Source organism: Pseudoalteromonas sp. B62, from assembly GCF_037162565.1.
Classification (GTDB): domain Bacteria; phylum Pseudomonadota; class Gammaproteobacteria; order Enterobacterales; family Alteromonadaceae; genus Pseudoalteromonas; species Pseudoalteromonas fuliginea.
The window spans coordinates 3,206,648-3,220,883 of sequence record NZ_JARLVB010000002.1; the positions used below are offsets into that span (position 1 = coordinate 3,206,648).

Genomic DNA, 14,236 nt, shown 5'->3' on the forward strand with positions numbered 1-14,236 from the left:
AAATAATATAGTAACTTAACTACAACCCATAAAAAAAGCAGCTAATTAGCTGCTTTTTTTGTGTCTGATTTAAAATGAATTTATATAAAACGCTTGATTATAAAATCTACTTTTACACGCTTAGCTTGGCCAAGTAGTTTTTTAACTGGCTGCGGGTAATCATCCATCGTTTCTAAATCATCTGGGCCTGTTAAACGGCGACAGTGTTGTAAAATTTCATGCTTTTCGTTATCAATGGCATCCATAATTGTTTGCTCTGGATCTTCTATTAAAATACCATTTTCGATATCAAGGCCCCATGCACGCGGATTTAAGTTATGCCCGCTCAGTAAATGTTTTGTTCTATCTGAACAAATACCTTTTAAATGAAACGAATTACTTCCATCTTTCCACAAATACACATTTAAATTGCCGTTATCGATATGGCGTTTTTGCGTTTTTACAAACTTATGCAAAATAGTTTCGTATAAATAAGGTAGTGCCCCTATTTTACTAAACGGCTCACTTGGCGGTAAATAAAAGTCATTTGCTGTTTTATCGCCTACCACAATAGTCACTTGTTTGCCTTGCTTTAATAAACGGCGCAGTGATCGCATAAGCGGCGCCGGAAAATTAAAGTATGGCGTATACAGCACAAGCTCTTGCTCTGTGGTATCAAATAACGCTTTTATTAAACGATTTAATTCGTTATTACGACGGCCAAGCCCCAAAAATAAACGAATACCTAATGCTTGCGTATTTAGTTGCTCTGCTGCGTTATAACTGGCGGCCTTTAAATCACGCATTAATTGCTTTTGGTCAAGTTTGAAGTCGTGTAAACGTTTAAGCGGTCGTGTGTCTATGCGTGGCACAGCAACGGAGCTAATTAGCTTTGTCTCAATAAAATCAACCACTGAGTCACACAGTTCGCTCTGCGATATTAAAAAGTAGCGATCGAGTCTGTAGCGTTCGTTATACTGCAAATACACGTTGTTTAAGCTTGCGCCGCTGTAAAGTAAGGTATCGTCAATGACAAACCCCTTTAAATGCAATACGCCAAATAATTCTTTAGCTTTTACAGGTACGCCATAAACTTGTACGTTCGATTTAAACTTTTCTAAATCGTCACAGTATAAACTTGCATTGCCGTCAGACTTCTCTGCACCAATAAGACCACGTTGCGCACGATGAAAATCCACCAGCACTTTTACATCAAGCGCAGGGTTCTCATATGATACTCGATGCAGGGCTTCTAAAATCTCGCGACCTGCTTCGTCATCCTGTAAATAAAGCGCTGTGATATAAATTCGTTTTTTTGCATTAGCTATCAAACGTAGCAATTGCGTTCGGTAATCTTGCGCATTGGTTAAGACGTTAACGTCTTTTGAAGTCAACCCGAATGCGGGTTTTTCCTGCCAAAATAACATAGTTGCCTATTCGCTTAGGTCACATAATCTATCAGTGACAAATAAAATTAGGTAAAACATAACAAAAAAAATCAAAGGGGTCATGAATTAACGCTGTTTTGTTGCCTGTTAGTCTATTTATTGAGCTACTTAGGTGTTTTAACTGTAAAAGTACTGAGCTCTAGTACACAATACTGCACAGCTTTTCGATTTGCGAAAAAAATAATCGCGGATTTTGTTTACATCCGCCTTGATTTTCTTAGAATCGAGCGCATTAAAGACCGTATTAAACGTTTAGGAAAAAATAATGACTGAAGCAAAACATTGTAAGCTACTAATTTTAGGCTCTGGCCCAGCTGGTTATACTGCCGCAGTATATGCAGCACGTGCAAATTTAAACCCTGTTTTAATTACAGGCATTCAACAAGGTGGCCAATTAACAACCACGACTGAAGTTGAAAACTGGCCTGGTGATGCACACGGCTTAACGGGCCCTGCATTAATGGATCGTATGAAAGAGCACGCTGAGCGCTTTGAAACTGAAATCATATTCGATCACATCAATAAAGTAGATGTATCTAAGCGCCCTTTCACACTAACTGGCGACCAAGGTACTTACACATGTGATGCGTTAATCATTGCAACAGGTGCGTCTGCTAAATACTTAGGCTTAGAGTCTGAAACTAATTTCCAAGGCCGTGGCGTTTCAGCCTGTGCTACATGTGATGGCTTTTTCTATAAAGGTCAGAAAGTAGCGGTTGTTGGTGGTGGTAATACAGCGGTTGAAGAAGCGCTATACTTATCTAACATTGCTGACGAAGTACATGTTATTCACCGCCGTGATAGTTTCCGTAGTGAAAAAATACTTGCAGACCGCCTTGCTGAAAAAGCAGCTAACGGTAACGTTGTTTTACATTACAACCGTACGCTTGACGAAGTATTAGGCGACCAAATGGGCGTAACTGGCATTCGTATTAAAGATGCACACTCTGATGCAACAGAAGAGCTAGATTTAGCCGGTGTATTTATTGCTATTGGTCATAAGCCAAATACAGATATGTTTGTTGGTCAACTAGAAATGAAAGACGGCTACTTAGTTGTAGAGTCTGGATTGAATGGTAACGCAACTCAAACAAGTGTAGAGGGCGTTTTTGCTGCAGGTGATGTGTCTGACCACATTTACCGTCAAGCAATCACATCAGCGGGTACAGGCTGTATGGCTGCCCTTGATGCAGAACGTTTTTTAGATAATTTATAAGCAATTAAATAAATTATAATAGGGCTGATTATTCAGCCCTTTTTTTATGTCTAAAATATAGTTACACTTTTACGATCAATTATAAAATAAGTACTGTATGAGAAATCAGCTATACCAATTAAGTGAAACCGATATAGCATTCCCCAATCCGGAATACGCATTAGAATCCCCTGATGGCTTGTTAGCAATTGGCGGAGATTTAAGTTTACCTCGCCTAAGTAATGCCTACAAAAGCGGAATATTCCCTTGGTTTAGCGAAGATGAGCCTATTATGTGGTGGTCGCCGAGCGAACGCGGGATTTTTGAACTGGATGATTTTCATATAAGTAAGAGCCTGCGTAAACATTTAAAAAAGCACCCTGTAAAAGTAACCATTAATAATGCCTTTGAGGAGGTAATAGAAGCTTGTCGCGATCAACGCCTTGATACCGATGGCACTTGGATCACCTCTGACATGCTCAACGCTTATGTTAATGCACACAATGCTGGCATTGCCCATAGCTTAGAAGTGTGGAGCAACGGAGAGCTTGCAGGTGGCTTATACGGTATTATGCAAAATGGTGTTTTTTGTGGTGAGTCGATGTTTCATCATCAAACCAATTGCTCCAAGCTTGCTATGTGGGCACTGGTAAATTGGCTTAAACGTCATAATGCGCATTTTATTGATTGCCAGTTAGAAAATCCTTATTTAATGACCTTAGGTGCACAAGTAATCCCCCGCTCAACATTTTTGACTAAACTAAAAGCTGCACATAACTATATTATTAATCCTATTATGTGGGAGCCACAAGAACTTGACGCAATCTATGAATGAGCAACTTCCTGCACGTGTTGGTTTAACCCAAGAATTTGACTGTAGTTATTTACCCAACAGACAAGAGCAACTTTTAGTTATTCTAGATCCTAGTTGCTACAGTACAGACAAATTTGAGTCATTATTAGGCTTAGGGTTTCGTCGCAGTGGTAACCAAATATATCGTCCACACTGCCCAATATGCAGTGCATGTAATTCTGTACGTGTATTAGCACAAGACTTTATCCCTTCAAAATCGCAAAAACGTAAACTAAACAAAGCAAAAAACCAGTTTGAAGTGAAATACTCGACGCAAGAACGCCCTGAGTATTATCCGCTTTATAGCAAGTACATAACGATGCGCCATCAGGATGGAAGTATGTATCCTCCTGAAAAAGAACAGTTTCAAAGCTTTTACTTTGCAGTTGGCTCAAAATCACATTTATTGAGCTATGGCACCAAGATACTTTAGCCGCAGTTGCCGTAACTGATTGTATGAACAGCTCTATTTCTGCAATTTATACTTTTTTTGACCCCGACTTTGAACACTATAGTTTAGGCTCTGTGATGATATTAGAGCAGCTTAAATTTGCAAAAGAGCAAAATAAGCAATATGTATATTTAGGTTATCAAATTGATGAATGCGATAAAATGAAGTACAAAACCCAGTTTTTACCAGCTCAAAAACAGCTCAATGATGAGTGGCTGGCTATTTAATTTGCAAATATAGCCCCTGCGCCTTTACTTATTGGCGTATTTTGGGCAAAATCTGCATCGTTTAACTATTAAAGAGGTGTTACGCTAAACATGGCGAAAGAAGACGTAATCGAAATGCAAGGGACTGTCCTTGATACTTTACCAAATACAATGTTCCGAGTTGAGCTAGAAAATGGTCACGTAGTTGTGGCTCACATTTCAGGCAAAATGCGCAAAAACTATATCCGTATTTTAACCGGCGATAAAGTAACGGTAGAAATGACGCCTTACGATTTATCGAAAGGCCGTATCGTATTCCGTGCTCGCTAAGTAAGTGCGTAAACGAGATTTAGTTTTTGGCTAGTATTTAACTAGCTTTAAGCGTTTATTAAATGTAATTGATGGATACTAACCAGCAATTACATTTAATAAACAAAAAACCCAGCTTTGTGCTGGGTTTTTTGTTGCTCGTAAAAATATAGCGATAAAAAATGGCCCACTATTAGTTTAGTGGGCCATTTTATTTTTGAACTAATTTTAACAGAGCAAAAAGGGTGTGACTAAGCCGGTGTTAAATTGCTTTCATAATCAAAGCGAATTTTCTTATCTTTAACCGATATTTTTACCGTACCGCCATCAACAAGTTCACCAAAGAGTATTTCGTTAGCTAATTGCTTTTTAAGCTCTTCTTGAATAACACGTGCCATTGGACGTGCACCCATTGCTTTGTCGTAGCCTTTATCTGCCAGCCATTCTCGTGCTTTAGAAGTAAGCTCAAGGTTAACCGATTTTTTATCAAGCTGCGCTTGAAGCTCCACAATGAATTTATCTACAACAAGTAAAATAACATCACGTTCAAGGTGGTTAAACCAAATAATGTTATCTAAACGGTTTCTAAATTCTGGCGAGAATACTTTATTAATTTCGCCCATTGCATCGTGAGTATGATCTTGCTCACTAAAGCCAATCGACTTACGCGTGGTTTCTTGCACGCCCGCATTGGTCGTCATTACCACCACGACGTTTCTAAAGTCAGCCTTACGACCGTTATTATCGGTTAATGTACCGTGATCCATTACCTGTAGCAGGATGTTGTAAATATCAGGATGCGCTTTTTCAATCTCATCAAGAAGAACAACTGCATGCGGGTTTTTAATAACGGCTTCAGTTAATAAACCACCTTGCTCAAAACCAACGTAACCTGGTGGTGCACCAATTAAACGGCTTATTGCGTGGCGTTCAACATATTCCGACATATCAAAACGGATAAACTCAACACCCATACACTTAGCCAATTGCTTAGTGACTTCTGTTTTACCTACTCCAGTGGGCCCTGCAAATAAGAACGAACCTACGGGTTTTTCTTCACTCGATAAGCCAGAACGAGATAAACGAATAGCTGATGTAAGCGCGTCAATAGATTGATCTTGCCCAAACACAAGCATTTTAAGATTACGGTCTAGATTTTTAAGCGTTTCTTTATCTGTTGACGATACGCTTTGCGCTGGGATACGTGCCATTTTAGATATAATTAGTTCTATATCTGCCACGCCAATGGTTTTTTTACGTTTAGAGCTAGGTTGCAGGCGCTGACTTGCACCGGCTTCATCAATTACATCAATTGCTTTATCTGGCAAGTGGCGTTCATTAATGTATTTAGCACTTAGCTCTGCTGCTGCTTTTAATGCTTTTTGAGTATAACGAATACCATGGTGCTCTTCGTAACGCTCTTTTAAGCCATTTAATATTTTGGTGGTATCGGCAACACTTGGTTCAAGTACATCTATTTTTTGAAAACGACGTACTAGTGCACGATCTTTCTCAAAAATATTTTTATACTCATTGTAAGTTGTTGAACCCATACAACGTAACTTTCCACTTGAAAGCAGTGGTTTAAGCAAGTTTGATGCATCCATAACGCCACCAGACGCTGCGCCGGCACCAATTATGGTATGTATTTCATCAATAAATAAAATAGACCCAGGTTGTGCTTGTAGCTCTTTTAATAAGCTTTTAAAGCGCTTTTCAAAATCGCCACGGTATTTAGTACCCGCAAGCAATGCCCCCATATCTAGCGAATACACTACTGCATCAGCAATTACTTCTGGTACTTGCTCGTTAACAATACGATACGCTAAGCCTTCAGCAATGGCTGTTTTACCAACGCCCGCCTCACCAACTAGTAATGGGTTGTTCTTCTTGCGACGACACAATACTTGTACCGTGCGCTCTACTTCGCTGTCGCGTCCGATCAGTGGGTCAATGTTACCTTCACGTGCTTGAACGTTTAAGTTTGTTGTAAAGCTGTCTAGCTTGCTTGCTTCTTCGTTTTGTACTTCTTGCACTTCTTCATGAATATCATCGGTGTCATCCCCTAACTCATCATCGGCTTTAGAAATACCGTGTGAAATAAAGTTAACAATATCTAAACGCGATACATCGTGCTTTTTAAGTAAATAAACAGCTTGGCTCTCTTGCTCAGAAAAGATAGCAACTAGCACGTTTACGCCAGTAACTTCATTTTTACCTGACGATTGCACATGAAACACCGCACGCTGTAATACACGCTGAAAACCAAGCGTTGGCTGAGTTTCACGTTCTTCTTCTAGATCTGGGATGACGGGTGTTGTTTCGTCAATAAATTCTAATAATTCGGTTTTTAAGCCAGAAAGATTAACACCGCACGCATTTAGGGCTTCTCCTGCTGAAGGATTATCTAACAGCGCAAGTAAAAGGTGCTCTACGGTCATAAACTCATGACGACGAGTGCGCGCTTCACGAAACGCGGCATTTAAAGTAAGTTCTAAGTCTTTGTTTAGCATTGGCAACCCCTTACTGAGATAATAATTTATACCACAACAATCGGATGTTTGATCACCCTAATTGGTATTTATACCAATTGTATTAAATTGGTATTATTCCTGCTCACAACTACAAAGCAGTGGATGCTCGTTATCCCGTGAGTAACGGTTAACTTGTTCAACTTTGGTGTGGGCAACATCGGCGCTGTAAACACCGCAAATACCCTTACCTTTTTCATGAACCTGAAGCATCACATCGGTTGCTCTATCGCTATCCATATTAAAAAACGTCGTTAAAACTTCAATTACGAAGTCCATCGGCGTGTAGTCGTCGTTATTTAAAACAACTTTATATTTTCGCGGCGGCTGTAGCTTTTGCTTTTCACTGTCGCGAACTGTGTCGATAACACCTGAATCTTTCATACCACTCATAATTAAATATAGTCTTGTCTTTGTAACTCAAGCAAACTTGAATAAAAAATAAATAAAATGTTAAAAAATAACTCAAAACACTTGACTGGTTGGCTAAATAAACTACAGTCAAACATAGATTGATTAAACCTTAGTCAGTCTAGCAAATTATACGGTTTAGAATAACTAAATTAGTCAACTTATTGAAGGATGTAGAAGTATGGCTTGTGGTAAAGTTAAATGGTTCAACAACGCCAAAGGTTTTGGTTTCATCGTAGAAGACGGCTGCGAGAATGATATTTTCGCTCATTACTCAACTATTGTAATGGACGGCTATAAAACGCTTAAAGCTGGTCAAGATGTAACATTCGAATTAGAACAAGGGCCTAAAGGCCTACACGCTAAAAATATTGCCCCAGATGGTGACATTATTGAGTGACGATTGTTTTGTTCGACTAAAGCGAGCGACCTTTTAAGATCCTCGCTTAATTCCTTAAGCATACTTTTTATCTCTTCATCCTTATTTATTGCCTCTTTTTGCCCAAATTCAACCCTTTTCCTTGAATTTATTTTATATACCCCAATGTTCTAAGAGTTGATTGTTTAACTGCTTATTGGGCATGCTCAAACTCTAGCCCTTTTTATTTAAGCTTGTTACACTCTTGGTGCTAAAAATTGCGCATAACACCTTATCGCCTCTTTTATATGTACTAGGCTAAAGGCTGATTTATTTTTGTTAATTTTTTAGCTATAAATACGATTCCAGTTCGTCAGGTGTGACTATTCTGCTTTTATAAAAGAGCAACGCTGAGTACCAACACCTAACAAACTACTCATTACGAGCGTACGTGTTTATTAACTTGTTTAATAATATGTACTCACTCATAAGTAATGATTTTCTTTGCATTGTTGAATAAGACCTTATCGGTCGACTATCTAGGAATGATGATGACATCAAAAATTATCTATACAAAAACGGACGAAGCTCCGGCACTAGCAACTTATTCGTTGCTACCGATCATCCAAGCATATACAAATGCGGCCGGTGTTGAAGTTGAAACTCGCGACATATCATTAGCAGGTCGTGTAATTGCTAGCTTCCCTGATTATTTAACAGAAGAACAACGCATTGGTGATGCACTTGCTGAACTTGGCGAGCTTGCTAAAACACCAGAAGCAAACATCATCAAATTACCAAACATCAGTGCATCTGTACCACAGCTTCGCGCTGTAATTAAAGAGCTTCAAGCAAAAGGTTACGCTCTTCCAGAATACCCTGTGGAACCTAAAAATGATGAAGAAAAAGCAATTCAAGCGGCTTACGACAAAATTAAAGGCAGTGCAGTAAACCCTGTACTACGTGAAGGTAACTCAGATCGTCGCGCGCCAGGCTCTGTAAAAGAATATGCACGTAACAACCCACATTCAATGGGTGCGTGGAGCAAAGATTCTCTGTCTTACGTTGCAAGTATGAGCGAAGGCGATTTCTTCGGTTCAGAAAAATCAGTAACTGTTGATACAGCCACTGATGTGCGTATTGAACATGTTGCAACTAACGGTGACGTTACTGTTCTTAAACAAAGCACACCTCTTTTAGCTGGCGAAGTTATTGATGCATCAAGCATTAGCGCTTCTAAGCTTCAAGCTTTCTTAGCTGCAGAAATTGACGCTGCTAAAGAGAAAGGTGTTTTGTTCTCGCTTCACATGAAAGCGACAATGATGAAAGTATCTGATCCAATCATCTTCGGTCACGCTGTTAAAGTATTCTACAAAGATGTATTTGCTAAACACGGTGAGCTTTTTGAAGAGCTAGGTGTTGATGTAAATAATGGTTTAGGCGACGTATATTCTAAAATCCAAACATTAGACGATGCTAAGCGCGAAGAAATTGAAGCAGATATTCAAGCTGTTTACGCTAACCGCCCTGCTATTGCTATGGTTGATTCTGACCGTGGTATTACAAACTTACACGTACCAAGTGACGTGATCATCGATGCATCTATGCCTGCAGCAATCCGTTCAAGCGGTCAAATGTGGAATAACGATGGTAAATTACAAGACACTAGCTTTGTAATTCCTGATCGCTGTTACTCAAGTGTTTACCAAGCAACTATCGATTTTTGTAAAGAAAATGGTGCGTTTGATCCAACAACAATGGGTAGCGTTCCAAACGTTGGCCTTATGGCTCAAAAAGCTGAAGAATACGGTTCACACGACAAAACATTTGAAGCTAAAGCGGACGGTTCTATCCGTGTTGTTGATGCAAATGGTAATACATTACTTGAGCACAGTGTTGAGCAAGGCGATATCTGGCGTATGTGTCAGGTTAAAGACGCACCAATCCAAGATTGGGTTAAGCTTGCAGTAAATCGTGCTCGCGCAACTGGCGTTCCAGCTATTTTCTGGTTAGACGAAAACCGTGCACATGATGCGCAGCTAATCAAAAAAGTGAACAAATACCTACCAGATCACGATACCGCTGGCCTAGATATTCAAATTTTAGCACCGCTTGAAGCAACATTGTTCTCATTAGCGCGTATTAAAGAAGGTAAAGACACGATTTCTGTAACAGGTAATGTATTACGTGATTACCTTACAGACTTATTCCCAATTTTAGAGTTGGGTACGAGTGCTAAAATGCTTTCAATTGTTCCACTTATGAACGGTGGTGGCTTATTTGAAACTGGCGCAGGTGGTTCTGCACCTAAGCATGTTCAACAATTCGAAAAAGAAAACCACTTACGTTGGGATTCTTTAGGTGAATTTTTAGCACTTGCTGCATCGCTTGAGCACCTTAGCGTAACTACGGGTAACAACAAGGCACAAGTACTTGCTGATACACTAGACAAAGCGACAGGTACTTTCCTTGCAGAAAACAAGTCTCCTTCACGTAAAGTGAAAGAAATTGATAACCGTGGTTCTCATTTCTTCCTATCTTTATTCTGGGCACAAGAACTTGCTAAGCAAAATGATGACAGTGAACTTAAAGCACAGTTTACTCAAATTGCTAGCGACCTTGAGTCTAATAAAGAACAAATCGTAAGTGAACTTAACGATGCGCAAGGCCCTGCAGTTGATTTAGGCGGTTACTTCCAGCCTAACGATGATGCAGCCTTTAAAGCGATGCGTCCAAGCACTACATTTAACGATATTCTTGCTAAATTAGTATAAATATTGGTTTAAATTTAAAAGCCGCTTACTTGTAAAAGTAAGCGGCTTTTTTGTAACCATAAAAAAAGGCTGCAGTTGCAGCCTTTTCTTTTACCTAAATAAAAATAGTAGGCAATACTATTTTGTATAGGCGCGTGGCATTTTTGAATCAGTTGTATAACGGTCACGCAGTTTATCTTGGCGAGATTGTGTAGATACCTCAACGCCATTTATAAACATTTTGCTCACGTGGCTGCTTAGTTCAAACGGGTCATTACTCCACATTACTACATCAGCGGCTTTACCAACTTCAAGGCTACCGGCATTGATACCAAATACATCTGCAACGTTTGATGTAACCGCTTTTAACGCACCTTCTTGGCTCATACCATACGATACAGCATTACCAGCATCAAAACGCAGCTGATAAATATTGTGGCTTGCATCGCCACCTACCGTTAATAATACTTTAACCCCTGCTTTTTCAAGCACACCTGCATTATCTAAACTCGCATGAAGCGAATCAAAACTTGCTGGTAAGCTATCCATTGCACTAACGATCACTGGGATATTTGCTTTAGCAACTCGCTCTTTTACTACAACAGCGTCTTGTGCGCCATTAAGTACCAAGTTAATACCAAATTGCTCTTTTACTTTAATAAGCTCAATAATATCTGCCGCACGAGATACGCCAACCACTAATGGCATTTCGCCACTGAGTATTTTTGCCATTACTTTGTCTTCAGTACTTGGCTTGTCGTCATCTTTTTTAGCTTTTTTACCGGCTTTAGTTTTGTGCTCATCAAGCTTATTAATAAGTGTTTGCAAAGTAAAAGCACGAGAACCTTTACTACGCTCACCTAAGTAAACAATTAAAGCTGCTTGTTTTTGCATGTCGCTATCAAAACTACCACTTAAATCAACAACACTCGCTAGGCCCGAAAAGATGCTATCACCACCATGAGGGGTAATTACATCGCGTGTTACACCGCCTTTACGAGCATAAGGAACTAAGCTTGAATGTGCGTTGTAAGCAAGGCTTACGTCAAAATCAATACCTGCTTTTTCTTCGCCTGCATCGCGAGAGCCTGCAACTGCACTTACTTCAACTAAACCAAGTTGATTAATACTTGCAATAAAGCCTGGGGTTACAATTTGGCCCTTTGCATCAATAATTTCATCTACTTTAATTTCAGTTGGGTTAATCGCTGTAATTTTGCCATCTGTCATTACAATGCTTGCCGCTTCTAATACACCTTGATCAGAAGACGTATGCAATGTTGCATTAATAATTGCTAGCGATTGTGCGCTTACAGCACCAGATGCTAATAATCCTGCAGCAACCAGAGAAAGCGAAAACGAACGTGATAAATTTTTCATTCTGGGTGCTCCTTATTGTTGACCTAACATAAAATCACTTGTTGCTTGATATGCGCTGTCGTTTCTATCGTAAACTTTTGCACCATCAACAAACACTTGTTCAGCTTTAGCATAAACACTAAATGGGCTTTGATTCCAAATAACCACATCGCCCTGCTTACCCGCTTCTAGTGAACCTGTTTTGTCATCAATACCTAACGATTTAGCAGCGTTAGACGTGATCCATTTAATAGCGTGTTGCTCAGAAATATCAAAACCATTTTCGTTAGCGCGGTACATAACCTTGCCCGCTTCTTGGTTTAAACGCTGAATAGTAGTATCTGAATCTGAGTGAACAACTGCACACGAGTTTTTAACCGCATCAACAATAGCCACGTTTTCTTGTACCATATCGTAGGCTTCCATTTTAAAGCCCCACCAGTCTGGCCAAAGTGCAGCACACGAACCATTCTGGGCAAGTAAGTCAGCGATTTTATATGCCTCTACACCGTGATGAAAAGTACCGGCGTGATAACCAAATTCTTTTGACAGGTCAATCATCATTGCCATTTCTTCAGCTTTATAACAATGATTATGAATACGTACTTCGCCCTCAAGCACACCGCGAAGTGTATCGTGTTTAATGTCACGTACTGGTGCTTCTGGGTTTAAACCGGCTTCATAATCTGCATCGTATTTATCCCACGCGCGTTTGTATTCAGCGGCTTCAGCCCACGCCATACGGTAACCAGCCATATTACCCATACGGGTTGAAGGCAGCACGCCTTTGCGACCATAAACACGTTTAGGGTTTTCACCACATGCCATTTTTAAACCATACGGCGCCTCTGGAAATTTCATCCCTTGCATAGTGTGTGCAGGGACATTTTTAAGCGTAACACCGCGACCACCAAATAAGTTAGCTGAGCCTGGTAAAATTTGCAGAGAAGTAATGCCGCCTTCGCGGGCGCGGTTAAAGCCTGGATCTTGTGGCCAAACAGAATGCTCAACCCACACTTCTGCAGTGTTAGGGCTGGTCATTTCGTTACCATCTTGATGCGACTCAACAGACGGGCTTGGGTATGCGCCTAAATGTGAATGTACGTCAATAATACCCGGTGTTACCCATTTGCCTTGTGCATCAATTGTAATATCAGCAGTGGCTGTTAAGTCTTTACCGACTTGTTGTACTTTGCCGTCAACAAGTAATACATCTGTTTCATCTAAACGCTCACCAGTACCTGTTAAAACGGTGGCATTGGTAATTAATGTGCTAGATGTAGAAACTGGCTGATAAGTACTTGGGTAAGGGTTTTTGTTAATTGTTATTTTATCGTCTTGCGGGCCGTTTTCTTGGCAACCTACAAGTGCAGCAGCTAAGCCCACTGCTAATAAAGAAGGTGCAAATTTTTGCATGTTGTTTGGATCTCCTGTTTTTTTGCTACTTTAGCGAAAGCTAAGGAATAAAGCCAAAAAAACAGGTGAAAACGCAGTTAATTAAGATGAATATCTGTAATTATTTCTTTATATAATTGTTATACAACTTTTTCAAGCGCACCTTCGGTGGTAAGCGAGGGGTCTTTGCTTATAAAGTGCTTTACCGTACGCGTTACAAAATCAGAGTTTTGCTTATGTAGCTTTGAAAAATCTTTAATAAGTGTATTACCGTCTTTAGCTGCAGTTACTTTGTCATGACGGTGACGATACTGGCTCAATGCTTTATTAAAATCACCTTGGTAGTCTTCAACCAAAATTTTATAAAAGTCACTTTTTTGTACGTTTAAATCATTAATGCAGTAATTTAGCGCTTCTTTAAAGTCGGTAAATATCATGCCCTCTACATCAAACTCTTTCGTTTTTTCACGCACTGCTACTTTGGCATCTTCTGTGGCGTAGCTAAAACCCGTAAAGGCTAAACGCTCAGCGGCTTCTTTTCCTAATTTCATACCCGCTTTAATACTATGGGCAAACTCGTCGCTCATGTCGCCAAGTTCGCTTTCTTCCCACATGTTATAAACGCGCAGTGGTTTAGCATATTTATTTGAGAGCTTTTTTTAAGCTTGGTAAAACGCTCATCAATCGTCATCAGTCTTTCGTTATGTAAAAGTGCATGACACTCATAACACGCAGGGATAGAGATAAAGTCAGCCTCTTCACCTAAATCAACAATGCTTTGTAGCATATGCAATGGCGGACAATGGTCGCGCTCTGTTGCTTCACAACCACAATAAAAACACTGGTTAAAATGCTGCTGAACGCAAGCGTATGCTTGCTGATAATAACTGGCTAACGTTTTGCTCACCGTTGCTCCTAAAAACACGACTAAATTATGGGGGCGATAATAACAGCCTGAAAAAATAAATCAGCTGTAATAAAAAAATTT

General features: G+C 39.8%; 10 protein-coding genes and 2 pseudogenes. 6 read left to right on the forward strand and 6 right to left on the reverse strand.

Annotated features, from left to right (window positions below; genetic code table 11):
• Positions 1–80: 80 nt before the first annotated feature.
• Positions 81–1,406, reverse strand: coding sequence for a CDP-diacylglycerol--serine O-phosphatidyltransferase (pssA, locus tag P4S71_RS18980; protein ID WP_337151279.1), 1,326 nt, complete (start codon positions 1,404–1,406; stop codon positions 81–83).
• A 286-nt stretch (positions 1,407–1,692) separates the two neighbouring features.
• On the opposite strand from pssA, the gene trxB reads away from it, so the two are divergent.
• From trxB to infA, 4 genes and pseudogenes are all read left to right on the forward strand, one after another.
• Complete coding sequence (gene trxB / locus P4S71_RS18985) at positions 1,693–2,643, forward strand: thioredoxin-disulfide reductase (RefSeq protein ID WP_165723628.1); 951 nt, start codon at positions 1,693–1,695, stop codon at positions 2,641–2,643.
• A gap of 97 nt (positions 2,644–2,740) precedes the next feature.
• Positions 2,741–3,457 carry a leucyl/phenylalanyl-tRNA--protein transferase gene (gene aat / locus P4S71_RS18990; RefSeq protein ID WP_024595507.1) on the forward strand — a complete coding sequence of 239 codons (717 nt, stop codon included), beginning with the start codon at positions 2,741–2,743 and terminating at the stop codon, positions 3,455–3,457.
• A pseudogene (locus P4S71_RS18995) lies at positions 3,450–4,153 on the forward strand (arginyltransferase). The gene aat and the pseudogene P4S71_RS18995 overlap by 8 nt, the downstream one beginning before the upstream one ends.
• 90 nt (positions 4,154–4,243) lie before the next feature.
• Positions 4,244–4,462 carry a translation initiation factor IF-1 gene (gene infA / locus P4S71_RS19000; protein ID WP_002962494.1) on the forward strand — a complete coding sequence of 73 codons (219 nt, stop codon included), beginning with the start codon at positions 4,244–4,246 and terminating at the stop codon, positions 4,460–4,462.
• A gap of 230 nt (positions 4,463–4,692) precedes the next feature.
• Here the strand turns inward: infA and clpA are convergent, their stop codons facing one another.
• Positions 4,693–6,954, reverse strand: a complete 2,262-nt coding sequence (gene clpA / locus P4S71_RS19005) for an ATP-dependent Clp protease ATP-binding subunit ClpA (protein WP_337151280.1) — start codon at positions 6,952–6,954, stop codon at positions 4,693–4,695.
• Positions 6,955–7,047: 93 nt separating this feature from the next.
• Positions 7,048–7,356 (reverse strand): ATP-dependent Clp protease adapter ClpS, encoded by a 309-nt coding sequence (gene clpS / locus P4S71_RS19010; RefSeq protein WP_002962498.1) that lies wholly within the window; start codon positions 7,354–7,356, stop codon positions 7,048–7,050.
• Positions 7,357–7,564: 208 nt separating this feature from the next.
• Between clpS and cspD the strand changes: the two genes are divergently transcribed.
• Together cspD and P4S71_RS19020 are read left to right on the forward strand one after the other, a co-directional pair.
• Positions 7,565–7,783, forward strand: a complete 219-nt coding sequence (gene cspD / locus P4S71_RS19015; protein WP_002962500.1) for a cold shock domain-containing protein CspD — start codon at positions 7,565–7,567, stop codon at positions 7,781–7,783.
• A 509-nt stretch (positions 7,784–8,292) separates the two neighbouring features.
• On the forward strand, positions 8,293–10,515 hold the full coding sequence (locus P4S71_RS19020; RefSeq protein WP_337151281.1) for an NADP-dependent isocitrate dehydrogenase: 2,223 nt from the start codon (positions 8,293–8,295) through the stop codon (positions 10,513–10,515).
• Positions 10,516–10,632: 117 nt separating this feature from the next.
• On the opposite strand, the gene P4S71_RS19025 is transcribed toward P4S71_RS19020, so the two are convergent.
• The 3 genes and pseudogenes from P4S71_RS19025 to P4S71_RS19035 all read right to left on the reverse strand — a co-directional run bounded on the left by P4S71_RS19025 (position 10,633) and on the right by P4S71_RS19035 (position 14,155).
• A complete protein-coding gene (locus tag P4S71_RS19025; protein ID WP_337151282.1) occupies positions 10,633–11,874 on the reverse strand; it encodes an amidohydrolase family protein in 1,242 nt (413 codons plus the stop codon).
• 12 nt (positions 11,875–11,886) lie between these two features.
• Entirely contained in the window at positions 11,887–13,269 is a 1,383-nt protein-coding gene (locus tag P4S71_RS19030) for an amidohydrolase (RefSeq protein ID WP_337151283.1), read from the reverse strand.
• A gap of 100 nt (positions 13,270–13,369) precedes the next feature.
• Positions 13,370–14,155 (reverse strand): annotated as a pseudogene (locus P4S71_RS19035) (hypothetical protein).
• Positions 14,156–14,236 lie beyond the last annotated feature (81 nt).

Bases quoted from the DNA above. Each gene is read 5' to 3' on its own strand.
- P4S71_RS19020 (WP_337151281.1), top strand. From the start codon at position 8,293: ATGACATCAAAAATTATCTATACAAAAACGGACGAAGCTCCGGCACTA.
- clpA (WP_337151280.1), bottom strand. From the start codon at position 6,954: ATGCTAAACAAAGACTTAGAACTTACTTTAAATGCCGCGTTTCGTGAA.
- P4S71_RS19030 (WP_337151283.1), bottom strand. From the start codon at position 13,269: ATGCAAAAATTTGCACCTTCTTTATTAGCAGTGGGCTTAGCTGCTGCA.
- clpS (WP_002962498.1), bottom strand. From the start codon at position 7,356: ATGAAAGATTCAGGTGTTATCGACACAGTTCGCGACAGTGAAAAGCAA.
- pssA (WP_337151279.1), bottom strand. From the start codon at position 1,406: ATGTTATTTTGGCAGGAAAAACCCGCATTCGGGTTGACTTCAAAAGAC.
- aat (WP_024595507.1), top strand. From the start codon at position 2,741: ATGAGAAATCAGCTATACCAATTAAGTGAAACCGATATAGCATTCCCC.
- trxB (WP_165723628.1), top strand. From the start codon at position 1,693: ATGACTGAAGCAAAACATTGTAAGCTACTAATTTTAGGCTCTGGCCCA.
- cspD (WP_002962500.1), top strand. From the start codon at position 7,565: ATGGCTTGTGGTAAAGTTAAATGGTTCAACAACGCCAAAGGTTTTGGT.
- P4S71_RS19025 (WP_337151282.1), bottom strand. From the start codon at position 11,874: ATGAAAAATTTATCACGTTCGTTTTCGCTTTCTCTGGTTGCTGCAGGA.
- infA (WP_002962494.1), top strand. From the start codon at position 4,244: ATGGCGAAAGAAGACGTAATCGAAATGCAAGGGACTGTCCTTGATACT.